The organism is Baekduia sp., from assembly GCF_035318805.1.
GTDB lineage: Bacteria > Actinomycetota > Thermoleophilia > Solirubrobacterales > Solirubrobacteraceae > Baekduia.
The window spans coordinates 24,298-48,617 of sequence record NZ_DATHDY010000062.1 but is presented as its reverse complement, the minus strand read 5'-3'; the positions used below and the strand labels follow the sequence as shown (position 1 = coordinate 48,617).

Below are 24,320 nucleotides of genomic sequence, written 5' to 3'. Positions count from 1 at the left end.
GCCGGGCCAGGAACGCGATCTTGCTCGGCCGGAACCCGTGCCGGAGCACGTAATAGAGCGTGAAGTCCTGCAGCGCATACGGCCCGATCGTGGCCTCCGTGCTCTGCGGGGTCTCCCCCTCCTTGGTCGGCACCAGCTCAGGGGTGATCTCCTGCTCGACGATCTCGCGGAGCAGGCCGTTGGTGTCCTCGTCGAACTCGCCGTTGCCGGCCACCCAGCGGATCAGGTGCTGGACGAGCGTCTTCGGGACCCCGGCGTTGACGTTGTAGTGGCTCATCTGGTCGCCGACGCCGTAGGTCGCCCAGCCGAGCGCCAGCTCGGAGAGGTCGCCGGTGCCGAGCACGATCCCGCCACGCTGGTTGGCGATGCGGAACAGGTACGGAAGTTCATCGGCGATGGCTACCGGTCGCCGACCAGGGTGCGCAGCGCGTCGGCGGCCTCGACGACGTCGGCGCGCATGTTGACCTCCATCATTGTCAGCGCCGCCTCGGCCAGGTCCTCGTGGATATGGGCGACCGCGTCGCGCGGAACGGTGACGTCGAAGTGGCGCACGTAGGCGTCCAGCGCGGAGTACAGGATGCACTGCTCCGTGACCTGCCCGGCCAGCACCAGCCGTCGCACATCATGTTGACGGAGCAGATACTCGAGCTGCGTCGCGTAGAAGACCGAGTGACGCGCCTTGACCAGGAACGGCACATCGCGCGACGGTGCGATCGGCTCGACCAGCGACGGGTCAGCCCCACCAAGGGCCCAGCGCGTCAGCCCGCCGCGCCCCGCCGTCCAGTCGCCGTGGTTGTCGTTGACGTACACCGTCAGCGCATCGGCCTGCCGGGCGCCGACGACGAGATCGCGGATGGTCGGCAGCACTCGGCGCACCGACTCCCGCAAGGCCTCGGCATCGTCGTGCTCGTACCGGTTGAGCATGTCGACCACGACCAAGGCCGCCTTGTCTGAGTTCGCCATGGCGATGCCCTACCCGGTCTCGGCGGAGGCAAGTGGTTGCGAGTTCAAGCCAGGCCCTTCAAGCGCTGTGAGAGCACCCGGCGACGCACGGAGCTGGATGGGGATGGCGGGATGAGCGCGTCGGCCACCATCCCGGTGGTGAACGCGTAGACCGCCTTGAGCGCGACGTCGATCAGCAGCTCGTCCCGGGGCCAAGTCCACGGCGGCACGCCGAGACCGGTCGCGTTCTCCAGAGTCTGGTCCACGCTCAACCGCAAGTTGGTGAACATCAGCGAGGCGACCGGCGCGATGCCCGACGACGCCAGCGCCACCCTGGCCTCCCAAGGACAACGCCACGACGTCCGGCGCGCCCACCCGGCGGCCGACGGCCGCGACCTCCTGGCCCCCATGCGTGAGAAGGCCGGCCAGGCGCTGCGCGACAGGCCCCTGGCCGGAGCACTGCTGCTCGCCGACCCGGGCCACTACCTGGCCGTCGCCGCCGACGCCTCGATCGCCCGCATCATCCTCGCCCAAGGCGCGCAAGCCGGCGGCGACCGCGACCTCCTCGACGCCGTCACGACCGCCCATGACACCGCCCTACGCACCCACCGGTGGGCCCTGACCCGCCTCAAGACCACCGCGCCGCAAGTCCGCACGTCCTGACCAGACCGGGCCGCCGCTGAGCGTGCTTCAGCGGCTGGTGGGTGCGGCGCGTTCAGCGCTCGGCGCGCGGGGCGTCGATGAGCTCGCCCTTGCCCATCTTCGAGCGCCCGGCGATGTGCTTCTCGCGCGCGAGGTCGTAGAGCTGCGGGCGCGTGCGGTCCTCGAGCCGATGGCCGGCCTGACGCCGCGTGCCCGCGCCTTGGCGCCCTGCTCGCCCATGTCACTGCGGGTGCTGGCCGGCAGGTTCGCCAGGGTGCGCTGGGAGTGCGCCGCGCTTTGCGCCTTCTTGACGTTCCGCTTGGCGGCCTGCGTCTGCTTGGTGCTTGCCAAAGGCCAATGGTTCCCGCTGCGGCCCGCCCGGCAGGCCCGTGCCGACGCCACCGCGTCCGGCGACGGACCGACGAGACATGCCACGTGGCTGCACCGGAGAGGCCAGAGACATGGAAGGGGGAATCGCACTCTTCTTGTTGTTCATCATCATCGTGGTGGCGCTCGTGCTGGCCTTCTTCTTCACCGGCTTGGGCGCCTCCGTCGAGGCGTACCGCGAGCGGCGCTCGGGACGCAAGCCGCCGCGCCCCACGCACTCCGTCGCCACCGACGACGGCACATCGACGGCCAAGCCCGGCGACGACTTGCCGGAGTAGGACCGAGCGCGCCAGGTCGCGCCGTCCTGCCGGGGCGGCACACAGGCGCGGGCGAGCTGAACGTGCGCGCACTTGACGCCCGGTCGCCCGGCGGTCAAACGAGACCTTGGCGGTGTTCTGGGTGCTCGGATCGATGGACCGGGCGGTCGGCGGACGCCGGCACTACTGGTAGGGGTCATCGACCGGCCGTGTCGGGAGTCCTCGACTTACGGGCGGGAGCCGATGCCCCTCGCGAGCTCGTGGCGTCGAAAGCGGCCGCCGGCATGAGGGTCCAGCGGCGGGGTTGGTCCGCCGGCACCGTGTCCGAGGCCGTCGAGCAGCTCCAGCAGCGCCTCGCTGGCGGAGTGCCGTGGCGTCCAGCCCAGCTCGCTCCGGGCGCGGGTGGTGGCCATCACCGGGATGCCGCGAGCGAGGTCGATCCAACCCGGGGAGGTCGGCTGCAAGTGCGCGCGCCAGGTCAGGTCGGCCGCCGTGCGCAGGACGCGCGCGGGAACCGGGACCGGACGCGCGTGCAGGACGCGGGCCATCTCCTCGCTGTCCATCAACGGCTCGGCGGCGAGGTTGAACGCCCCGCCCACGTCACGCTGGGCGATCACGCGGCAGTAGGCGTCGGCCACGTCGTCGGCGTGGACCGCCTGAAACGACAGGCGGTCGGTCCTCGGCACCATCGGCAGCAGTGCGCGGCGCAGCAGCGGGTTGGGGACCAGCGGGCCGAGGAAGTAGCGGCGGATCTCGCTGGCGGCGTCGCGCTGAAAGATCAGCCCGGGCCGCAGCCGGGCCACGCGCACGTGCGGGTGCTCGGCTTCGAGCGCGTCGAGCATCCGCTCGACTTGCGCCTTGTGCTGGGAGTACGTGCTCGTCGGGATGCCCTCGCGCGGCCAGGACTCGTCGACCGCCCGGTCCTTCGGCCCGGGCGAGTAGACCCCGACGGACGAGGCGACCACCAGGGTGCCCGCCCCGGCGCGCAGGGTCGCCTCGAACACCCGGCGCGACCCGCCGACGTTGACCGCCTCCATTGCCTCCGGATGGCGGTCGGGCTGGATCAGCCACGCGAGGTGGACAACGACGTCCGCACCTGTGAGCGCCGGCGCCAGGTCGTCGCGCGCGACGTCCGCGACCGCCCAGGTGACCTTCGGCGGCGGTGGCCCCTGCGGGCGTCGCCGCGCGATCCCGACGATCTCGCGCACGCGCTCGTCGCGCCCGAGCGCGCGCAGCAGCGCCGATCCGACGTTCCCGGTCGCCCCGACGATCGCGACTCGCATCAGGCCTCGGGCGCGTTGGCGACCTTGCCCGTCGGCTCGTCGAAGCCCGCGGCCTTGCGAAGCCGCTGCGCGATCTCGGCGATGTCCTGCGGCGCGTAGTCGGGGGCGAAGAGGTGGGTCTGGGGCGGCAGGTCGTTGGGCAGCACGCCCTCCGGAGGGCCATCCTCGACGACGAAATCTTCCCCGGTCTCAGGGTGGGGCTCGTTGAAGACCGCGGCGATCTCGTGGTACAGGATGCGGTGCAGGCCCTTCTTGATGTGCGGCTGGCACTCGGGGATCTTGTCGGTCGGGATCCGCGGCGCCGGGAAGGCCTTCATCATGTCGACACCGGTCAACCGCTCCAGCGCGCGGGCGTAGGCGACCTGGTGGACGCCACCGCGGACGAGCAGGTAGCCGGTCAGCGCACGCGCCGCCGGATGCTCGACCGTCTGATAGACCTTCAACTTGCCGTTGCGCGCGCCCGTCTCGAGGAAGAAGTTGTGCGTCAAGTCCTCCACGAGATCGCCGGAACTGAAGACGTAGTCGCCCGTCCACGGAATCTGGCGCGAATCAGCGGGCAGGGCGCCCTTGCCGCCCGCCAGGAAGTGATGGGAGGCGCCGACGCCCTTGTACTTGGCCAACGTCGCGTCCGGCGCCTGCGCATCGACCTGCGCCGGGTCGGTCAACGCCGCGCCGCCTGCCGACCGCGAAAAGTTGAACGACTGAAGCGTGTTGTTCATGACGTCGACATCTCGCCGAAGCGGCCGCCCATCAGCTCCTGGACGGCGGCGGCGCCGCCGGGGTCTGGATCGGACGGCGGGGGCAGCTCGACGCCGAGACGGTCGATGCGGGTGATCCTGCAAAGCCCTCCTGTCGGACATGGCGATGACGTGCAGACCGACATAGCCGGTGGTCGCGGGCGCCCAAACATGAGCGCGGTCACCGCTCTTGGGCGCGGCGCAGATCACGCTCGACCGAGGCCGGCAGAGCGCGACGCTCACGCGCGACCCACCAGATCCCATGAACGGCATCGAGCAGTCCGAGGATCAGCCGCGGGCGGAGCGCCGCGAGCGTCGCGCGGGCCGCAACGGGCATGGGGCGACGGAGCCAGCTGGTCCAGAGCTCGTTGCGCACGACCCTGCGCCGCCGCAGCGGCCGCGGCTCCTGGACCGGATGATGGGCGGCGACGACGTCCTCGGCGTAGACCAGCGACCACCCCGCCGCGGCGAGGTCCATCGCCAGGAGTCCCTCCTCCGCGCCGATGCCGAAGCGTGCTTCGAAGCCTCCAACCGCGAGGAAGGCCTCTCGACGGACCACCGCGCCGCAGGCGACGAAGCCGACGATCGTAGGACCCGGACTCCCCTGGTGCCATGGTCCGAGCGCCATACGCGCCGAGGTCGGGTCGAGGCGCTCCTCGGCGCCGACCAGCACGCGAGCGCCCAGCAGCCCGAGCCGTCGATGCGCGGCGAAGTGGTCGGCGGCCCGCGAGAGGGCACCCGGGGCCCACCAGGAGTCGTCATCGGAGAACGCGATGAGCCGGGTGCCGGCTCTTCGCACCCCCACGTTGCGCGCCGCCACTCCGGCGTTCACCGCCAACGTCACGATGTCCACCGTCGGATAGGCGGCGCGAACCACCTCGGCGGTGCCGTCACGAGAGGCGTTGTCGACGACGATGATCGGCGGCGCCTCCGGTAAGGCGGTGAGGCGGCCGAGGGTCGTCAAAAGTGTCGATCGGCGATCACGCGTGGCGATGACCACGGTGACCTCGCCGGGGTCACTGGACGAGCGGCGAATACTCATGGAGCCGCCATGCCCGCAGGACGCCACCGCGGACGCCTGTGCTCGAGAACGACCGAGCGCCCGAGTAGATGCAGAAGCCCCGAGTATTGGCCATGCGTTGACCGGACGGCGCCACCCGGTACGGCGACGTCCCGGACTTGCGCCTCACGTCGGTGTCCGAAGGCAAACGGCGAACGCACCGGACGCGCGAGCGCGTGTTTGTCGAGAAGCGCTTCGCGGCGATCTCGGCCGCCGTGAACGTCCTCGGAGTCAACGCGGTCTTCCACGATCCCGCCGCCGCGCTCGTCGTCGACGGTGAGATCGTCGCCGCCGCCGAGGAGGAGCGCTTCAGCCGGCGCAAGCATGGCAAGCCGCCGGTCGCGTTCTCGACCTGGGAGCTGCCCGAGCGCGCGATCGCGTTCTGCCTCGCCCAGGCCGACCTGCACCCCGACGACGTCGACCTCATCGCCTACTCCTACGACCCGGACCTCGCGCCGGCGTTCGACGGGGCAACCCTGGCCGAGGGTGACTGGGAAGGCCGGCGCACGCTGTTCGTCCAGCGCGCGCCCCACTTCCTCGCGACGCTCGGGTTCGATCCGGGCCGGGTCCGGTTCGTCAGCCACCACGTGGCGCACGCGGCGTCGGCGCACCTGGCCTCGCCGTATGCGACATCGGCGGTGCTCGTCGCCGACGGGCGCGGCGAGCGCGCCTCCTCCCTCCTCGGCCGCTACGACGCCGACGGACGGCTGGAGACGCTCGCGGTGCAGGAGCTCCCCCACTCCCTCGGGCTCCTGTACGAGGAGCTGACCGCGCACCTCGGCTTCCGGCGTTCGTCGGACGAGTACAAGGTGATGGCGATGGCCTCCTACGGGATGCCGCGCCACGTCCACCGGTTGGCCAGGCTGGTGCACGTCACCGGCGACGGGGGCTTCCGGACCGAGCCGGTGGACTGGACGGAGTTCGCGCCGGCCCTGTCGGCCGGCGGCGACGGCTGGACGCGCGAGCACGCCGACCTCGCCGCTTCCGTCCAGCACACCGCCGAGGGCGTACTCCTGGAGCTGGCCCGCTGGCTGCATGCGCACGCGGGCGAGCGGCGGCTGACGATGGCCGGCGGCGTCGCGCTGAACTGCGTGGCCAACGGCCGGCTACTGCGCGAGGGACCGTTCGACGACATCTGGGTCCAGCCGGCGGCCGGCGACTCGGGCACGGCGCTGGGTGCGGCGCTGCAGATCGCCGCCGACGCCGGCGAGCCGCGCGCGCCGATGGTCACGGCCGCTCTCGGGCGCAGCTGGGACGACGGCGAGCTCGCCGCTTGGCTCGACGGGGCCGGCGCCGCCTACGAGCGGCCCGACGACATCGCCGTCCTCGTGGCCCAGGTCCTCGCCGCCGACGGCGTGGTCGCCTGGTTCGAGGGCCGCAGCGAGTTCGGCCCGCGGGGCCTCGGGCACCGCAGCCTGCTGGCCGATCCTCGGCGGGCGGCGAACCTCGAGCGGCTCAACAACATCAAGGGCCGCGAGCCGTTCCGGCCTGTGGCGCCGATGGTGCTCGAGGAGCACGCGCCGGCGATCTTCACCGGCCGCCATCCGTCGCCACACATGCTGTTTGTGCACGAGGTGGCCGAGGCGTGGAGGATGCGCATCCCAGCGGTCGTGCACGTCGATGGCACCGCCCGTGTCCAGACCGTCGACCCGCACAGCGAACCGCTCATCGCGCGCATGTTGGAGGCCTTCCGCCGGCTGACCGGCGTGCCGGTCGTGATCAACACCTCCTTGAACACGGCGGGGCGCCCGATGGTCGACGATCCGCGCGACGCGATGGAGTGCTTCGGATCGGCGCCCATCGATCTCCTGGCGATCGGTCCGTTCGTCGTGCACCGCAACCGGCCGCCCGCCGCGAAGCACCCCGCGACGCTGGAGCGCGTGGCGTGACGCCGCTGCCGCGCTACGACGTGGTCATCCCGACCGCCGGCCGGCCGTCGCTCGACATCCTCCTCGCCGCACTGGGCGCTGCGGACGGACCGCTGCCCGAGCGGGTGATCGTGGTCGACGACCGCACGGACGCGCAGGCGCCGCTGACGCCGCGCGTGCCGGCGGCGCTCGGCGGCCGGACGGTCGTGCTGCGCAGCGACGGGCGCGGGCCGGCGACGGCGCGCAACCACGGCTGGCGCACGGGTTCGGCGCCGTGGGTGGCGTTCCTCGACGACGACGTGCTGCCCCCGCCGGGCTGGCGGGTCGATCTCGCGACCGATCTGACGGCCCTGGGACCGCGGGTCGCTGCCTCCCAGGGTTGCGTGCGCGTGCCGCTCCCGCGCAACCTCGCCCCAACCGACTGGCAGCGCAACGTCGCCGGGCTGGAGCACGCGCGCTGGGCGACCGCCGACACGGCCTTCCGCCGCGGCGCGCTCGAGGCCGTCGGAGGGTTCGACGAGCGCTTCCCCCGTGCGTACCGCGAGGACTCCGACCTCGGGGTGCGACTGACCGCCCGAGGCTTAGAGCTGGTCGTTGGGCGTCGCTGCGTGCTCCATCCGGTGCCGGCCGCCGATCGTTGGGTGTCATTGCGCAAGCAGGCCGGCAACGCCGACGACGCGCTGATGGCCGCGTTGCACGGTCGCGGGTGGCGTGCGCGCGCCGCGGCGCCCGCGGGCCGCCTGGGCCGGCACGCGGTGACCACTGCCGCGGGCGCCGCCGCACTTGGTGCGGCGCTTGCGGGCGCACGCCGCACCGCCCGGGTGGCCGCCTCGCTCTGGACCGCCGGCACGCTCGAGTTGGCGTGGGCACGCATCGCGCCCGGGCCGCGGACGCGCGACGAGATCACGACGATGGCACTGACCAGCGTCGCGCTGCCGCCGGTGGCGACCGGTCAGCGTCTGGCCGGCAGGCTGCGTGCGCGCCGGCTGCTGCGTGCGGGCGGCGGACCCGTGGCCGCGCCGCCGCTGGCCGTGCTGCTGGACCGGGACGGGACCCTCGTCCACGACGTCGCCTACAACAAGGATCCGGACCTCGTCCTGCCACTGCCCGCCGTGCGGCGCGCACTGGAGCGACTGCGCGCACACGGGATCCGGCTGGCGATCGTCTCCAACCAGAGCGGGATCTCGCGGGGGCTCATGGAGTCGGCCGACGTCGAGGCCGTGATGGCGCGAACCGCCGAACGGCTCGGCCCATTCGACGACATGCGGTGGTGCCCACACGGACCGGACGACGGCTGCGCATGCCGCAAGCCCGCCCCGGGGCTCCTGCTCGCGGCGGCCGCCGCGCTGGGCGTCGACCCGCTGCGCTGCGCGATGATCGGCGACATCGGTGCCGACATGGAGGCCGCGCGGGCGGCCGGGATGCGGGCCATCCTCGTGCCGACCGCGGACACGCGGCCTGAGGAGGTGGCCGCCGCGCCCGAGCGCGCGGCGACGTTCACGGCCGCCGTCGACCTGCTGCTCGTCGGCGCCCCGCTCCGCCCCGCGGCGCGTCCCGCTCGCGCGAACGCCGCGACCTGATGCGTGCGCTCGTGGCCCGCCTGGACAACGCCGGCGACGTGCTGCTCGCGGGGCCGGCCGTCCGCGCCATCGCGGCGGGCGCCGACCACGTGACGCTGCTGTGCGGCCCGCGCGGCGCGGAGGCGGCCGCGATGCTCCCCGGCGTCGACGCAGTGCTCGTGCGCCGCGCGGAGTGGATCGACCCGGACGCCGCGGCCGTCGAGCGCGCCGCCGTCGACCACTACATCTCGCGCATCGCGGCCCAGCGCGCCGACGTCGCGGCGGTCCTCACATCGTTTCACCAGAGCGCGCTGCCGCTGGCACTGCTGCTGCGCATGGCCGGCGTGCCGCGCATCGCTGCGATCAGCGAGGACTTCCCCGGCTCGCTGCTCGACCACCGCGTCGCCGACCCCGGCGACGTCCCAGAGGCCGAGCGCGGGCTGGTGGTCGTACGCGCGCTGGGCTTCGCGCTGCCGCCCAGCGACGCCGGCGCACTGGCGGTCGTCGCCGAGTCGGCGCCGCCCGGGCTCCCGGAGCGCTATGTCGTCGTCCATCCCGGCGCCTCGGTACCCGCGCGCGCCTGGGCGCCCGCGCGCCACGCGGCGCTCGTCGACCGTCTGGCCGCCGACGGCCGCGCCGTCGTCGTGACAGGTTCGCCCGGCGAACGGTCGCTGACCGCGACGATCGCCGGACCGCCGCGGTCGGGCGTCGCCGACCTCGGCGGCACCACGTCGCTGGCGCAGCTGGCCGGCGTGTTGGCGGGCGCCGACGCCGTCGTGGTCGGCAACACCGGTCCGGCGCACCTCGCGGTGGCGGTCGGCACGCCGGTTGTCTCGCTCTTCGCGCCAACGGTGCCGCCGGCGCGCTGGCGGCCCCACGGCGTCAAGCACGAGCTGCTGTTCCGCGGCGTGCCGTGTGCCGGCTGCCGGGCCCGGACCTGCCCGGTGGCGGGTCATCCGTGCCTCGACGACGTCACCGTCGAGGACGTGCTCGCCGCCTTGGAGCGCCTCGCCGCGCTCGACCGCCGGGGGGCGGTGGCCGCATGAGGATTCTGCTGTGGCACGTGCACGGCTCGTGGACGACCGCATTCGTCCAAGGGCACCACGAATACGTCGTGCCGGTGTTGCCTGACCGCAGTCCCGACGGGCGCGGGAGGGCACGCAGCTGGGACTGGCCGGCGAGCGTCGTCGAGCGCACACCCGCGCAGCTGCGCGACGAGGACGTCGACGTCGTCGTCGTGCAGCAGCCGCACGAGCTCGCCGAGCTGTGTGAGGCGTGGACCGGCCGTCGCCCGGGCCGCGACCTGCCCACCATCTACCTGGAGCACAACGCGCCACAGGGTCGGATCGCGGACCTACGCCATCCGGCGGCCGACCGCCGTGACCTGACCATCGCGCACGTCACCTCCTTCAACGACCTGTTCTGGGACTGCGGCACGACCCGCACGCGCACCATCCAGCACGGGATCGTCGACCCCGGCCATCGCTATACGGGCGTTCTGCCCCGTGCGGGAGTCGTCATCAACGAGGCGCGCCGCCGCGGTCGCGTCACCGGGACCGACCTGCTGCCGCGCTTCGCACGCGCGGGCGTCCCGATCGACCTCTTCGGCATGGACGCCGCTCGGCTGGGCGGGGTCGAGGATCTCGCCCAGTCGCAGCTGCACGACGCGCTGGCCCGGCGGCGGTGCTACCTGCATCCCGTGCGCTGGACCTCGCTCGGGCTCTCGCTCATCGAGGCGATGCACCTCGGCATGCCGGTGGTCGCGCTGGCGACGACGGAGGTTCCGGAGGCGGTGCCAGCGCAGGCCGGCACCGTGTCAACGCGATTCGACGCCCTGGCCCGCGCGGCGCGCGCCCTCCTGGACGATCCGGACGCCGCGCGCGCCGCGGGCGACGCTGCGCGGGCCTTTGCGCTGGAGCGCTTCGGCCTCCACCGGTTCCTGACCGACTGGGATGACCTGCTGGAGGAGGTGGTGGCTGATGCGCATCGCGCTGGTCTCCGAGCACGCTAGCCCGCTGGCCATCCTGGGCGGCGTCGACGCCGGCGGCCAGAACGTGCACGTCGCCGCGCTCGCCCGGGGCCTCGCTCGCCGCGGCCACGAGGTGGTGGTGCACACGCGGCGCGACAGCCCGGTGCCGCCACGCCGCGTGGCGCTGTGCCCTGGGGTAGCGGTCGACCACGTCGACGCCGGCCCGCCGACGATCGTGCCCAAGGACGAGCTGCTGCCCTACATGGACGCCTTCGCCGGCGAGCTGGAGCAAGCCTGGCACCAGGAGCGGCCGGACGTCGTCCACAGCCACTTCTGGATGTCCGGCCTGGCGACGCTGGCCGCCGCGTCGCGTCTTGGAATCCCAGTAGTTCACACATTCCATGCACTCGGCGCCGTCAAGCGTCGCTACCAGGGTGACGCAGACACCAGCCCGCCGCAGCGCCTCGGCGTCGAGCGCGACATCGTGCGCACCGCCGACCGGATCATCGCGACGTGCACCGACGAGGCGTTCGAGCTGATGCGCCTCGGCGCCGATCACAACAAGGTGCATGTCGTCCCGTGCGGGGTCGACCTCGATCGCTTCCGCCCGCACGGTCCCGCCGAACCGCGACGGCGCCCGCACCGGATCGTCTACGCGGGGCGGCTCATCGAGCGCAAGGGCATCGGCAATGTGGTCAGCGCGCTCGAGCAGGTGCCCGACTGCGAGCTGGTCATCGCGGGCGGCCCGCCGCGCGAGGCTCTGGCCGCCGACCCCGAAGCGCAGCGGCTGCGTGCGCTGGCCGAGCGCCACGGCGTCGCCGACCGCCTCGACCTCCGCGGCCGCGTGGACCGGACACGGTCGTCGACGGCGTGACGGGACGGCTCGTACCGCCGCGCGATCCGGACCGCCTGGCCGCGATCCTGCGAGACCTGCTCGCCGATCCCGTTGCGCGTGCCGCCTACGGCCGCGCCGGCGTCGACCGTACGCGCCGACTCTATGACTGGGATCGCGTGACGCTGGCCACGCTCGACGTCTACGAGCAGCTCGTCGTCCACCGGCGCCGGCGCATCGGTCGGACGCGCTTCGCTCGGGCAACAGGCGCGGCCGAACACCTCGCACAGCTGCGCGCCGCCTTGGAGGCGAACGCCGAGGCGCTTACCGTCGCCGAGGGCTGGGGCGCCCGCCTCGCCTCGCGGCTGGGGGACGGTGCCCGACTGCTGGCCGTCGGCAACGGCGGCAGCGCCGCCGAGGCCCAGCACCTGACCGCCGAGCTGGTCGGCCGCTTCGAGCGCGATCGGCCGGCGCTGAGCGCCATCTGCCTCCACGGCGACACGTCGAGCCTGACCGCGATCGCCAACGACTTCGGCATCGAGGAGGCCTTCGCGCGGCAGGTCTGCGCCCACGGCCGGCCCGGCGACGTGCTCGTCGCGCTCAGCACCTCGGGACGGTCGCCGAACGTCGTCGCCGCCACGCGGGCCGCCCGCGAGTGCGGGCTGACGGTGTGGGCCCTGACGGGCCCCGCGCCCAACCCGCTCGCGGAGCTGGCCGACGAGGCGCTGGCCCTCGAGGCCGAGCGATCATGCACGGTGCAGGAGCTGCACCTCGTCGCGATCCACGTGTTGTGCGGCGCGCTCGACGGGGCGCTGAGCGCCGACCTGCGCCCGGCGTCCGCCGAGGTCCACGCATGAGCACGCGGCTGGCGATCGTCGGCGACGCCCTGCTGGACCGCGACGTCGACGGCACCGTGCACCACCTCGCGCCCGACGCGCCGGTGCCGGTGGTCGACCACGAGCGCACGACGGTCCGCCCCGGCGGCGCCGGGCTGGCGGCGACGCTCGCCGTGGCGGACGGCCACGCCGTCCGCCTTGTCACCGCGCTGGCCACCGACGCGGCGGGCGGCGAGCTGCGCGCCGCGCTGGAGGATGGCGGGGTCGAGGTCGTCGACCTCGGCCACACCGGTGCGACGCCCGAGAAGATCCGGATCCGGGATCGAGGGCGAGCGCTGCTGCGCCTCGATCGCGGCGTATGCCGCGGGACGGTCGGCGCCGCGACGGCCGCGGCGCGCGCAGCGATCGAGTGGGCCGACGCGGTCCTGGTCGCCGACTACGGGCGGGGCGTGACCGCCGAGTCGGGCGTGCGGATGGCCCTGGACCACGCAGTCGCCGCCGAACGGCCGACGGTATGGGACCCTCACCCGCACGGCCCCCAGCCGGTGCGTGGCGTGACGCTCGTGACGCCGAACGGCGCCGAGGCGGCGGGGTTCGCCGCCACTGCCCGAGGCACCGGCGACGCGGCCCACGCCCTGCTGCTGCGCGAGCGTTGGGGAGCCGTGTGGGTCTGCGTCACGCGCGGCGCCGGTGGTGCGCTGCTCGCAGGGCCCGCCGTGCCGTTCCTCGTGGTCCCGGCGCAGCGCACGCTCCTCGGCGACCCGTGCGGCGCCGGCGACCGCTTCGCCACGCGCGCAGCGGCCGTCCTCGCGGCAGGCGCAACGGTCCCGGAGGCGGTGCGCGTCGCCGTCGCGGCCGCCTCGGCGTTCGTGGCCGCCGGCGGCGCGTCGACAATCGGCGTCGCCACCGCGCCCGCGCGGCCGCCAGCGGCGACCGACGACGACCCCGAAGCGCTGATCGCCCGCGTCCGCGCCCGCGGCGGCACAGTCGTCGCCACCGGCGGCTGCTTCGATCTCCTCCACGCCGGCCACGTCCAGACACTCCGTGCCGCGCGAGCGCTCGGCGACTGCCTCGTCGTCTGCCTGAACTCCGACGCGTCGGTACGCTGCCTCAAGGGCCCACGCCGGCCGCTCGTCGCGCAGGACGACCGCGCTGCGGTGCTGCGCGCATTGCGGTGCGTCGACGCCGTGGCGATCTTCGACGAGGACACGCCCACCGAGATCCTTCGCACCCTGAGGCCCGATGTCTGGGCCAAGGGCGGCGACTACGCCGCCGCCGAGCTGCCCGAGGCCGCGGTCATCGCCGGCTGGCGCGGCCGCTCCGTCGTCCTGCCCTTCCTGGCAGGCCACTCCACCACCCGCCTGATCGAGGAGGTCTCGCTCCATGCCGTCTGACCCCACCGCTGCCACACTCGCCCGCCACCCCACCGCGTCGCCCGTCGCCCTCGGGACCATCGTCGTCACCGGCGGCGCCTCGGGCTTGGGCCGCGCGGTCGCCGCCGCCGTCGCGTCCCGCGGCGGGACCCCCGTCGTGCTGGATCGCGCGACGCCCCGCGACAGCCACGAGCACGAGCTCGTCGACCTCGCTGACGGCGCGGCCGCCGAGGCCGCCGTCCAGCGCGTCGCTGATCGACACGATGATCTGCACGGCATCGTGACCGCCGCGGGCATCGACGCGTGCGGCCGGCTGAGCGATGTCGACCGCGACGCCTGGGAGCGCGTGATCGCCGTCAACCTGCTGGGCACCGTGGCGATCGTCCGTGCCGCCCTCCCCCACCTCGCGCGAACCAACGGCCGGGTCGTCACCGTCGCCTCCACGCTCGGCTGGCGCGCGCTGAGCGACGCCACCGCCTACTGCGCCAGCAAGTTCGGCGTCGTCGGCTTCACCCGCGCGCTGATGGCCGAGGTCGGCGACGAGGTCGGCGTGACCCTGCTGCTGCCCGGCGGCATGCAGACGCCCTTCTTCGACGACCGTCCCGAGCAGTACCGGCCCGGCGCCGATGCCGTCCTCGCCCCGCCCGAGGAGATCGCCGAAGCGGCGCTCTTCGCCCTGACCCGCCCGCCCGGCGTCGACGTGCGCGAGATGATGGTGTCGGTCGCGACCGAGCCCTCGTGGCCCTAGAGGTCCTCGCCCTCCGTCCCCTCGGCCTCGGCGACCTGCTCACCGCGGTCCCGGCGCTGCGCGCGCTGCGCAAGTCCGGTGCGGCCGTCACCGTGGCCGCCCCGGCCGTGCTGGCGCCACTGGTGCGACTGGCCGGTTGCGACCTGATTGCCGCCGCGCCGCTGCAGCCGCTGCCACGTGAAGCCCACGGCGCAGACCTCCTCGTCAACCTGCACGGACGCGGGCCGCACTCCCACGCCATCGCGCTGGCCGCGCGGCCGCGGCGGTTGCTCGCCTTCGCCCACCCCGACGTCCCCGCCACCGCCGCGATGCCGACCCACATCGCCGACGAGCACGAGGTCGTCCGCTGGTGCCGGCTGCTGAGCGACGCCGCGATCCGCGCCGACCCGACACAGCTCGACCTCCCCGCCCCGCCCCTTCCCTCGGTCCTGGCCGAGACCCGTGGCGCGACCGTCGTGCATCCCGGCGCCGCCGACGCCGCGCGCCGTTGGCCGGCCGAGCGCTTCGCCACGGTGGCCGCCGCTGAATACGCCGCCGGCCGCCGCATCGCGATCACCGGGACCGGTCGTGAGCGCCCTCTTGCGCTGAGTGTCGCTCAGCGGGCGCGGCTCCCCGCGAGCGTCGTGCTCGCCGGCCGCACCGACCTCGTCCGGCTGGCGGCTGTCATCGCCCACGCGGGTCGCGTGATCTGCGGGGACACCGGCGTCGCCCACCTCGCCACCGCCTTCGGCGTCCCTTCTGTCCTGATCTTCGGCCCGACGTCGCCGAGCGCGTGGGGCCCGCCACCGGCTCGGGCGCGACACCGCGTGCTCTGGGCCGGCGTCACCGGCGATCCGCACGCCGACCGGCCGCACGACGGGCTGCTGGCCATCGAACCCGCGGACGTGCTCGCCGAACTCGCCGCCCTACCGTCGGCGGACGATGGGGCGCGGCTCGCATAGGTGTGCTGGGGGAGCTACCCGCCGCCGATGCGAGCATCCGGCGAGCGCGCTCCTCGGACCGTGAGATCCGGGCATGCACAGCGTGGCTAGACGGGTGCCCGGCCTCTAGGGCACCTCGCGTCCGTCTTGGTGGAGCTCCAACGCACCTCCGGATGGCGCCGCCTGCGCGCAATGTCTTACTACGGACTACGGCGACCGATTACCGCGCTCGCAGCGGGGTACGGTGATGGCGGAGGTCGCGCCGGTCCGGCAATCCGGGCAGGTGACGGTCTTCACGAGGGACTGCGGGAAGCGTGGGGGTCGGCCGGTCAGCGCTCCACGACGCTCTCAGAGTTCGTTTCTACGATCATTGAGGGAGTCCCATGCATTCAGAGCAGCCTCAGGCGGTTCGCGGCCTCGCGACGTTGGTGTCAGTCGAGCCCCATGCGGCGGTCGCATGAGCGCGGCCTCGCGACACGCCCAACTGGAGCTGGTGCGACGCTACGCACGGATGCTCCGCTCAGCGCCGGCCGAGGCGCTGCTCGCGCAGCACGCCCGTCGGACCGCCACCGAACCCCGCGCGGACAACCGACGATCCAGCGATGACGCCCGCGAGACGAGGGCTCTGCGCCGGAAGGAGCTCACCTAGTGAGCGTCGCCGCCCCGGCGCCAGAGCGGGACGCCGCGATGCTGGACCGCTACGCGCGGACGCGCGATCCAGCGATCCGCGACCAGCTCGTACGGCGCTACCTGCCGTTGGCCCGCTACGCCGCCAATCAATACGCCAACAGCCACGAGCCCTTCGACGACCTCCTGCAGATCGCCTCGCTCGGGTTGTTGAAGGCCATCGATCGGTTCGATCCCCGCCGCCGCAACGCGTTCAGCAGCTACGCGCTGCCGACGATGTCGGGCGAGCTGCGCCGCCACCTCCGCGACCGCGGCTGGGCGGTCCGGCCCCCGCGCGACCTTCTCGAGCGGGCGCTCATCGTCGAGCGCTCGGCCACCGAGTTACAGCGAGCGCTCAGCCGCTCACCCAAGGTGGCCGAGATCGGTCGGGCCACCGGCCTCGACAGGGGCGCGGTCCTCGACGCCCGCGAGGCGTTGTCGGCGCGTCGGTTCATGTCACTGTCGACCACGGCCAGGCCAAACGAAGAGGACGACGAGACGATCCTCGATCGGTGCTTCGGCGCCACCGACGACGGCTACGACACCGCCGAACAGCGCGCGACGCTCGCGCCGTTGCTGGCCCGGCTGCCCGCGCGCGACCGGCGTATCCTGCGCCTGCGTTTCGAGCAGGACCTCACCCAGGCCGAGATCGGCCGGATCGTCGGCCTGTCGCAGATGCACGTGTCGCGCGTGCTCCGTACGAGTCTCGAGCACCTGCGATCGCTGGCCGCGGTGACGGCCTAGCTGGGGCGCGGTCCGGGTATGTCGAGTTTGACGCGCCGTGCGTTCGATTCTCACCGTCCTCCGCGGCGCGCGCTACCTGCCCCTGAGGACCCGAGAGGTTGATCGATGTCCCCCACAGCACAGATCGACGAAGTCGACGAATCCGGCCAGACGCTCACCACGCAGATCTCCAACGAGATAGTCCGCCTCTACAAGGACCTCTTCGGCCGCGGGCCCACCCGCGCGCGTACCAACTACGCCGGGCCCGACACGATCATCACCAGCCTGGAGAACTCGCTCACCCCGGCGGAGCGCAGCCTCGCCGAACTGGGCGAACACCAACGGTTGCGCGACATCCGCATGTTCTTCCAACACGCCCGCGAACGCGACCTCTGCGACGCCGTCGAGCGCCTGACCGGGCGCGAGGTCCGCGCGTTCGTCAGCGGCATCGACACCGTCCACGACGTGTCCTCCGAGGTGTTCTACCTCGGCGCGGAGAAGAGGAACGATCGCCCGCGACGCTGATCCGCAGCAGCGCGCCCAGGTCGGCCACCGGCCCCAGGTGCCGCAGCTTGTCCGGGTTGAGATCGAGCTCACGCCGTGGATCTGGCCCTCCGCGATGTCGAGGATCATCACGCTGATCAGCCTGCCCTCGCGGTCGAAGAGCAGCGCACCTGGTTGCCCGTTTCTTTCCTCGCGGCGCGTGGTGAGGCCGCCGAGGCGGGTGCCGAGGCGCCGCCATCCCATCAGGAGCGTGCGCGCCACCTGGTGCGGCCGTGGAGCGCACGTGCGAGGGTGGGCGCCTTGCCGCCGCCGTCGCCGCGGAGGACCACGTCGTGGGCCAGCAGCCCTTCCAGCCCTCCGAGATCGCCCGCCTCGGCGGCCGCGAAGAACCGGGTCGCGAGCTCGTCGCGCTGCACGCGCGAGACCTCGAACCGGGGCGCCGCTCCTCCACGTGGCGGCGGGCCCCGTGTGGCGAGCTGGCAGGCGTTCTGCTCGCTCGTGCCGACGATCTCCGCGATCCGGTCGTGGGGCTCGTCGAACACCTCGCGCATCCGGTAGGCGAGGGCGAACGCCGACGGGCGGAGCTCGTCGAACTCCTCCTCGGTCATCGCTCAGCCGAGTCCCTGCGCGAAGCCCGGCCGCCAGCTCGCATAGCGCGGCTGCCAGCCGAGCTCGCGCTTCGCCTTCTCGTTCGAGGCACCCCGCGCCTCGGTCATCATGACGGTCGCCGCCTCACCGGCCGCCAGCCGCCCCAGCCAGCGCGGGACACGCCTTGGCGGCTTGGCGTCCAGCGCGCTTGCCAGCACCGGCAGCCACTCCCGCACCGACGCCGGATCGTCGTCGACGACGTTGTAGACACCCGACTGGCCTTGCTCGACCGCGGCGGCGGTCGCCGCCGCGGCGTCTTCGATGTGGACATGCGACCAGACGCCACCACCGTCGCCGACGATCGGGAACCGGCGCTGGCGGATCGGCGCCGCCATCTGCGCATCCGGAGCCAGGCTGATCGAGGTCCCCGGACCGTAGAAGCCGCCGTAGCGCAACGCGAGACCCTCGCCCCACTCGATCGTCGTCACCGCCCGCTCCAGGTAGAGGTACGCCGCCTGCGCCGACCGCAGCGCCGCCGGCGGGTCGTTGGGATCGAGGGGATCGGCCTCGGTCTGCACCGGCCCGCCCGTGCGAGCGAATCGGAACGCCCCAAAGCTCTGCGCCACGAAGCGCCGTGCCCCCACGGCGCCGCCGGCAGCCAAGAGATGGTCCGTCGCCTCGGTACGCAGTCGGTTGGTCATGGTCGCCGCGGAGGAGCGGTCGGGGCGCCGCATGTCCCTCGCGGACAGCTTCCCGGACAGCGCCGTGAGCTGATGCACGATCACCTCGGGCTCGGCGGACGCCACCGCCTGGGCGACCGCGTCGGGATCGAGAGCGTCGGCCACGACCGGGCGCGCTCCCAGGCTGCGCACCAGGTCCTGCTTCGACGCGCTGCTGGTCATCCCGACCACCTCGTGACCCCGCGCCACGAGCTGCGGGACGAGCTGCCTGCCGAGAACCCCCGTGGCGCCGGCTACGAAGACTTTCATGACTACTCCCTTCGTCTCATCTGCCCTCGAAGACGAGATAGAAGCGCCGCCTCGGACAGTGCTCAGCGCGCGTGGCTCAGCGCGCGCACGTCCGACAACGGCGCGTGTGCACCGCCGTCCCCCCGGTGCTCGTCCGGGCCACGATCACGACCCGAACCCGGCCGCGCGCAAGGCGGCGAGCTGGATTGGCGCGCGCAGCCCGCGCCCCCGCACCCTACGTACCCTCCAGCCGTTGACGTAGATCCGGGCGCTGACCAACCGACCACGCCATGGCTGCCGCAGCCCGATTCGCAGCAGCCCCCCGGGCAGCGTGACGCACGGCCGCTGCTCCCCCGCGGTCCCGACCAGCACTGGCCCCGAGACCAGATGGCCGACGATCCCCTGCCCAGCCTGGAGTGGCATTCCTCGGCCGTGCAGCCGTCGAGACTCGCGTACGGCGACCCGTCCGCCGCCACGACCACGTCGACGGAGTCGAATTCCAGGCCGCAGCGCACCGTGGGCGCCAGCGAACGCGTCGATGGCAGCACTGCTCACGCTCGCAGGGGACGAAACCCGAGCGTCCTCGCCGTTTGGCCGGCGCGCTATCGCTATCGCCTGACAGCGCGAGTGGGGTCGCTCCCAGAGAGGCGGTTGGTTTCCGTGCGACGGGCAGCGCACCGCTCTCGCTGCTCGTTCCGATCAGGCGCCTCGGCGATGATTGCCGAGAAGAACTCGCCCAGGGTCGTACGGCCGACACGCTCCTGACGGCGCCAGCGCTCGGCGCTCCGGTGCTTGGCTTTGGGCAGTCGGTTGAGAACCGATGCGACCCTGTCGCCGAAGCAACGCCACCACCCTCCCCCGAGCTTCGGAAGAGGCACGAGCTGGGGCACCGCTCGCGCCCCAGACGGCCCCAGAAACGCCCCACCAGCACCGCGAGAGGCGGAAACCACTCGGGCTGGAAAACGCAAAATCCCTGCCGTAGCAGGGCGACCCGATGAAGCCCTCTGTCGGATTCGAACCGACGACCTCTTCCTTACCATGGAAGCCAGGAAGGTCCATCGTGTCCCCACGAGTCCGGAACGTCCGAAGAATGCTGGACATGATGGCCTTGATGGTAACTCGCGGACGCGGTGGCGCGCCCCCAAAACGCCCCGTCCCGCCCTTGACCGCGGTCTCCATCGCGCCGTGGCCTAGGACGCCGTGCCCGTTAGCAGGTGGCGGGGTGTCGGGCTGGCAGGAGCAGCAGATGGCCGCTCCCCACCGTGACCCTCGGCCCCGTAGCGGGCATCCTTCAGCTATGGCGCGTTGCGTCGGACACCACGAGTCCGGAGGTTGGGATGCTGTATCGAGACCACCGTCGCGTTGCCCTTGACCGGAGAGTCGACGCCGAGATCAAAAGGTACGAACTGCGTACCGCCCGCCTGCTGCGCGCCGGCGAGCACGAGGCGCCGCGCCCGGGCTTGCGTTCCGCACTGCCTGGTGAGGCGCGAAGTGGCCATTGACAACACGCCCCCGAAGCGCGGTGCTCGGCCCGAAGCGCCCTGTGCCCGGCGCCACGGCGGACGCCGATCCCAGCGGGACCTCGTCATCGCGTCGCTGTTGCGGTGCCCTTAGGTCGAGATCGAGGATCCCCGGCCGTCATGGAAGGTCGTGACGGAGGTCCGGTAGTTGATTACAGTTATGACTGGCTCGACGACAACCCGTCCGTGGAAATGCTGCCCGTCGACGAGGTCAACCACCCGATGGTCGTCGCACGCGAGCCGAACTTCGTCTCGATCAACGCCACGACCGAAGTCGACCTGATGGGCCAGCGCGCCTCAGAGACGATCGCCGGCCGGCCGTGGTCCTCCAGCGGCGGCCAGGCCGACTTCGCCCGCGGCGCGATGTGGTCGCCCGGCGGCCAAGGCTTCATCGTCCTCAAGTCGACCACGAGCTCGGGTCGCTGCCGGATCCGCGTCCGGCGAGCATCACCGGTCCGTCGGCTCGATCGCGTGGCTGCGAGCACGGAGTCGACGCGCGAGCGCTCGACGGGACGCGGGAGCTAGCCGGGGAGGGGGATGGCGGCCGCGACGAGCGTGCCGCTATCGGCCGGGCTGTCGACCCGGAGCTCGCCGTCGACGGCGGCGAGCCGGTCCACCAGGCCGATGAGGCCGCCGCCGTCGGGCCGGGCGCCCCCGACGCCGTCGTCGCGCACGTGGACCACGAGCGTGCCGTGCTCGATCCGCGCCGATACCTCGGCGTGTCGGGCGTCAGCGTGTTTGGCGACGTTGGTGAGCGCCTCGGCGACGACGAAGTAGGCGGTCGCCTCGATTGCGGCAGGCAGCCGACCCACGGTCACGTCGATCTCGATAGGCACCGGCATCCGCGACGCCAGTGCGTCGACCCCCGCGCGAAGCCCGCCCTGGGTGAGGGCCACCGGCAGGATGCCGTGCGCGAGCTCTCGCAGCTCGGCCATCGCTTGCTGGGCGTTGTCGAGCGCCTCGCCGACCAGGGCGGGGACGTCCTGCTCCCCGTTGTGGACGGCCTGCTGTGTCAGCTTGAGCGTGACGACGGTGTGCACCAGCCGCTGCTGGGCGCCGTCGTGCAAGTCGCGCACCACGCGCCGGCGCTCCTCGTCGGTCGCTGCCACGATCCGCGCCCGCGACGCCGCCACCTCTGTCTGCGCTTCGGCGTTTGCGATCGCCGTCGCCACCAGATCGGTGAAGGCAGCGAAATGTTCGTCGGTGTCGGCCGGCAGCGGCTCCGCCCGGCTCGTGGCGACGGTGAACACGCCCCAGAGCCGGCCCTCGACAATGATCGGCATCCCGACTGAGGAGCGGACGCCCGCCTCTCGCGCCCGATCAATGTGCCCGCCTGTGGCTCCGGCAAAGTCATCAATGCGGGCCGGACGGGCCGTCTCGAACACGAGTGTCGCAAGGTTCTTGTCCCCAATAGGCCAACGGCTGCCAACCGGCACGCCCGCCACTGAACTGCTGCCGAGGACGGTGAACGCACCATCGGACTCGTAGCGGCCCATGCCCACGTGCCCGGTCGGAAACACCCGCCCCGCCTCGGCGACGACCGCCGCGAACACGTCCTCCGGCGGCGCTCCTCGCGCCACGAGCACCGCGACCCGCCGCAGCGCGGCCTGCTCCTCCGCGAGCCGCTCCACCTCCGCGCGGGCATCGGCGTTGGCGATGGCGGTGGCCACGAGGTCGGCGAACTGGGCGATGCGCGTCTCGGTCTCGGGCGGGAACGCCTCGGCTTCGTATCTCGCGGCGCCCATCGCCCCCCAGATCCGATCACCGACCACGACCGGACATGCGACGGCCGAGCGGATCCCGAGCTCACGGCCGCGCTGGGCGATGGCGCCGGCGCCATCGCCGGCGAGAGCAGAGTAGTCGTCGATCCGGCATGCTCGTCCTTCGCGGAGCACGGACGCGATCACCCCACCGCCGTCGACCGGGAGGCGCGTGCCCACGCGGAGGCCGGCCGAAACGCCGGCGCCCGCAAGGGCGACGACGCTCGCGATCCCGTCGCCCTCGTCACAGAAGAGCGAGCAATCGACGTCGCCGAGGACGTTCGCCAGCTCCCCGGCAACCTTGGCGAACACCTCCGCCGGCGGCGCCTCCTTCGCGACGAGCGTCGCCACCCGCCGCAGGGCGGCCTGCTCCTCGGTCAGCCGGCCGGCCTGGGCACGCGACTCGGCGTTGGCGATGGCGGTCGCCATCAGCTCGGTGAACTGGCCGAGGCGGGATTCCGTCTCCGGCGGCAACGGCTCCTCCCCGGTCGTCCCCGCGACCATGGCGCCCCAGAGCCGGCCCTCCACCATGATGGGCGTGGCCACGGCACAGCGAAGGCCGATCGGGCGGATGGCCTCCGCGATCGGGCCGCTCGCTCGCCCGTAGTCGTCGATCCGTGCCGGCCGCCCTGTCCGAAGCACGCGCGAGGTGGCATTGTCGCCTCCCAGCGGCTGGCGTGAGCCGCTCGGAAAGATGGCCTTGAACGCACCCGAGCTGGCCATCACGACCTGGTCGCGATCGCCCTCGTAGCGGACCATCCCTATGTCCTCGGTGCCGAACAGCCGCGCGCATTCCTCCGCGATCACGGCGAAGATCTCAGCTCGAGACGCGTCGCGCGCGACGAGGGTCGCGACCCGCCGCAGCGCCGCCTGCTCGTCTGCGAGTCGCTTCGCCTCCGCCTCGGTCTTGCGGCGCTCGGTCACGTCGCGTGCCACCGCGTACATGTGCCTGTTCTCGACGTCGGGCGTCGTCGTCCAGTCGAGCACCTTGACGGAGCCGTCCTTGTGGAGGTAACGGTTCTCGAACGACGCCGTCATCTTTCCCTGCGCGATCGCGTCCGCCTCCGCCACTGTGCTGTCCCGGTCGGCCGGATGGACGAGCTCGACGTACGGGCGCGCGAGGAGCTCTTCCTCCGTGTAGCCGAGAATCTTCTCAGCGGCCGGGTTGACGCGCGTGAACCGTCCGCTGAAGTCGGCAACCGCGATCAGATCCTGAGACAGCGTGAAGATGCGGTCAAGCTCCTCCTGCGCCGTGGCTCGTCGCGCCGCGTAGAGCCCCAGCGCACCGCCGAGGGCGGCGACGACGAGGCCGCCGGCCAGAATGATCCAGGGCAGGACCGCCGCAGGACCCTCGACCGGTTCCCGAGGCACGACGACGTCGAATCGCTGGCCTGCCGCCGTGAACGACATGCTGGATGTCTCCGCTGCACCACGGGCTCCGGTCGCAGCGCCGGCGGCTCTGACCTGCACCATCGGTGCGCCCGTGGCTGCCGCACGCAACCCGAGGTCCGACACGAAGAGCGCCACGTACCCCGGGCGGAGGACCTCCCCGATGAGATTCGGCGCCGGCACGACGAGAAAGAGCCCGCTCATGCCGGCGCTCGGGGATGCCATCGGGGTCGCGGCCACGCCATCGATGCGGGTCGCGCGAGCGAGTGCCGCCGACATGCCGGGTACGCCGCTCAGATCGATGCCGGGCACGGCCATCGGAGGGAAGCCCGAGACCAGCGTCGCCGGCAGATAGGAGGAGCGCGATCCGCCGTGCACGACCCTGTGGCGCTCGTCGGGCGTCACGATCGCCTGCCCGAGACGCCGCTCGTACGCCGCGCGCCGTGCATCGGGAACCTGCTCGACCCATGCGGCGGCCGAGAAGTGCGCCGGGCTGAGCCACCGCAACGCGTTTCTCGTGAACTGGTCGCTCGTCACCCCACTGCCGCTGCGATCCAGCATGAACCGCCGGAGGCTCTCGGTGAGCGACGCAGCATGCGTGAGGCGGCCACGGATCTGCACTGCCGCGACCTCGGCGCGGCGCTCGGACTCGCGTTGCGCATCGCGCTCGGCGAGCGCGCGGGCGATGATGAAGCCCGCGGCGGTCAGCGCAAGAAAGAGCGCTATTCGGGCGATATGTCGCGGCCGCACGGCGAATTCTCTGACGAGGGGGATTCTCCTGGATCCCAT

At 72.8% G+C, this 24,320-nt stretch carries 20 protein-coding genes and 3 pseudogenes; 14 read left to right on the top strand and 9 right to left on the bottom strand.

Annotation, left to right across the window (positions count from 1 at the left end):
* From nadE to VK501_RS14270, 3 genes and pseudogenes are all read right to left on the bottom strand, one after another.
* A pseudogene (gene nadE / locus VK501_RS14280) lies at positions 1-379 on the bottom strand (NAD(+) synthase); the annotation flags it as partial.
* A gap of 20 nt (positions 380-399) precedes the next feature.
* Complete coding sequence (locus tag VK501_RS14275) at positions 400-963, bottom strand: isochorismatase family cysteine hydrolase (protein ID WP_324338384.1); 564 nt, start codon at positions 961-963, stop codon at positions 400-402.
* Positions 964-1,007: 44 nt separating this feature from the next.
* Entirely contained in the window at positions 1,008-1,274 is a 267-nt protein-coding gene (locus VK501_RS14270; RefSeq protein WP_324338382.1) for a hypothetical protein, read from the bottom strand.
* Here VK501_RS14270 and VK501_RS14265 point away from each other — a divergent pair.
* Together VK501_RS14265 and VK501_RS14260 are read left to right on the top strand one after the other, a co-directional pair.
* Positions 1,252-1,605 carry a hypothetical protein gene (locus VK501_RS14265; protein WP_324338381.1) on the top strand — a complete coding sequence of 118 codons (354 nt, stop codon included), beginning with the start codon at positions 1,252-1,254 and terminating at the stop codon, positions 1,603-1,605. The genes VK501_RS14270 and VK501_RS14265 overlap by 23 nt on opposite strands.
* A gap of 440 nt (positions 1,606-2,045) precedes the next feature.
* Positions 2,046-2,249, top strand: a complete 204-nt coding sequence (locus tag VK501_RS14260) for a hypothetical protein (protein WP_324338379.1) — start codon at positions 2,046-2,048, stop codon at positions 2,247-2,249.
* A 206-nt stretch (positions 2,250-2,455) separates the two neighbouring features.
* Here the strand turns inward: VK501_RS14260 and VK501_RS14255 are convergent, their stop codons facing one another.
* The 3 genes from VK501_RS14255 to VK501_RS14245 all read right to left on the bottom strand — a co-directional run bounded on the left by VK501_RS14255 (position 2,456) and on the right by VK501_RS14245 (position 5,290).
* The gene (locus VK501_RS14255) at positions 2,456-3,511 is read right to left on the bottom strand and encodes an NAD-dependent epimerase/dehydratase family protein (RefSeq protein ID WP_324338377.1); all 1,056 of its coding nucleotides are present in this window, start codon (positions 3,509-3,511) and stop codon (positions 2,456-2,458) included.
* Entirely contained in the window at positions 3,511-4,230 is a 720-nt protein-coding gene (locus VK501_RS14250; RefSeq protein ID WP_324338375.1) for a manganese catalase family protein, read from the bottom strand. The genes VK501_RS14255 and VK501_RS14250 overlap by 1 nt, the downstream gene beginning before the upstream one ends.
* Positions 4,231-4,429: 199 nt before the next feature.
* Complete coding sequence (locus VK501_RS14245; RefSeq protein ID WP_324338373.1) at positions 4,430-5,290, bottom strand: glycosyltransferase; 861 nt, start codon at positions 5,288-5,290, stop codon at positions 4,430-4,432.
* 233 nt (positions 5,291-5,523) lie between these two features.
* On the opposite strand from VK501_RS14245, the gene VK501_RS14240 reads away from it, so the two are divergent.
* From VK501_RS14240 to VK501_RS14190, 11 genes and pseudogenes are all read left to right on the top strand, one after another.
* On the top strand, positions 5,524-7,197 hold the full coding sequence (locus VK501_RS14240) for a carbamoyltransferase (RefSeq protein ID WP_349261017.1): 1,674 nt from the start codon (positions 5,524-5,526) through the stop codon (positions 7,195-7,197).
* A complete protein-coding gene (locus tag VK501_RS14235) occupies positions 7,194-8,756 on the top strand; it encodes an HAD-IIIA family hydrolase (protein ID WP_324338369.1) in 1,563 nt (520 codons plus the stop codon). Before VK501_RS14240 ends, VK501_RS14235 begins: the two co-directional genes overlap by 4 nt.
* Complete coding sequence (locus tag VK501_RS14230) at positions 8,756-9,781, top strand: glycosyltransferase family 9 protein (protein WP_349261015.1); 1,026 nt, start codon at positions 8,756-8,758, stop codon at positions 9,779-9,781. The genes VK501_RS14235 and VK501_RS14230 overlap by 1 nt, the downstream gene beginning before the upstream one ends.
* Positions 9,778-10,746 (top strand): glycosyltransferase family 4 protein, encoded by a 969-nt coding sequence (locus tag VK501_RS14225; protein ID WP_324338364.1) that lies wholly within the window; start codon positions 9,778-9,780, stop codon positions 10,744-10,746. The genes VK501_RS14230 and VK501_RS14225 overlap by 4 nt, the downstream gene beginning before the upstream one ends.
* A pseudogene (locus tag VK501_RS14220) lies at positions 10,715-11,751 on the top strand (glycosyltransferase); the annotation flags it as partial. The gene VK501_RS14225 and the pseudogene VK501_RS14220, both read left to right, overlap by 32 nt.
* Before the next feature lie 21 nt (positions 11,752-11,772).
* Positions 11,773-12,393 carry a D-sedoheptulose-7-phosphate isomerase gene (locus tag VK501_RS14215; protein WP_414641178.1) on the top strand — a complete coding sequence of 207 codons (621 nt, stop codon included), beginning with the start codon at positions 11,773-11,775 and terminating at the stop codon, positions 12,391-12,393.
* Complete coding sequence (gene rfaE2, locus VK501_RS14210) at positions 12,390-13,766, top strand: D-glycero-beta-D-manno-heptose 1-phosphate adenylyltransferase (RefSeq protein WP_324338358.1); 1,377 nt, start codon at positions 12,390-12,392, stop codon at positions 13,764-13,766. The genes VK501_RS14215 and rfaE2 overlap by 4 nt, the downstream gene beginning before the upstream one ends.
* On the top strand, positions 13,756-14,493 hold the full coding sequence (locus VK501_RS14205) for an SDR family oxidoreductase (RefSeq protein WP_324338357.1): 738 nt from the start codon (positions 13,756-13,758) through the stop codon (positions 14,491-14,493). The genes rfaE2 and VK501_RS14205 overlap by 11 nt, the downstream gene beginning before the upstream one ends.
* A complete protein-coding gene (locus VK501_RS14200) occupies positions 14,484-15,434 on the top strand; it encodes a glycosyltransferase family 9 protein (RefSeq protein ID WP_324338355.1) in 951 nt (316 codons plus the stop codon). The genes VK501_RS14205 and VK501_RS14200 overlap by 10 nt, the downstream gene beginning before the upstream one ends.
* 627 nt (positions 15,435-16,061) lie before the next feature.
* Complete coding sequence (locus VK501_RS14195; protein ID WP_324338353.1) at positions 16,062-16,823, top strand: sigma-70 family RNA polymerase sigma factor; 762 nt, start codon at positions 16,062-16,064, stop codon at positions 16,821-16,823.
* Positions 16,824-16,928: 105 nt separating this feature from the next.
* Positions 16,929-17,327: a Na-translocating system protein MpsC family protein gene (locus VK501_RS14190; protein WP_324338351.1), complete on the top strand. Its 399-nt coding sequence runs from the start codon at positions 16,929-16,931 to the stop codon at positions 17,325-17,327.
* A 221-nt stretch (positions 17,328-17,548) separates the two neighbouring features.
* On the opposite strand, the gene VK501_RS14185 is transcribed toward VK501_RS14190, so the two are convergent.
* The gene (locus VK501_RS14185) at positions 17,549-17,914 is read right to left on the bottom strand and encodes a hypothetical protein (RefSeq protein ID WP_324338349.1); all 366 of its coding nucleotides are present in this window, start codon (positions 17,912-17,914) and stop codon (positions 17,549-17,551) included.
* A 3-nt stretch (positions 17,915-17,917) separates the two neighbouring features.
* Positions 17,918-18,883 carry an NAD(P)-dependent oxidoreductase gene (locus VK501_RS14180; RefSeq protein ID WP_324338347.1) on the bottom strand — a complete coding sequence of 322 codons (966 nt, stop codon included), beginning with the start codon at positions 18,881-18,883 and terminating at the stop codon, positions 17,918-17,920.
* Positions 18,884-20,541: 1,658 nt separating this feature from the next.
* Here VK501_RS14180 and VK501_RS14175 point away from each other — a divergent pair.
* Positions 20,542-20,820: pseudogene (locus VK501_RS14175) on the top strand (acetyl-CoA hydrolase/transferase C-terminal domain-containing protein); the annotation flags it as partial.
* A gap of 83 nt (positions 20,821-20,903) precedes the next feature.
* Here VK501_RS14175 and VK501_RS14170 read toward each other — a convergent pair.
* Entirely contained in the window at positions 20,904-24,281 is a 3,378-nt protein-coding gene (locus VK501_RS14170) for a GAF domain-containing protein (RefSeq protein ID WP_324338343.1), read from the bottom strand.
* Positions 24,282-24,320: the final 39 nt, after the last annotated feature.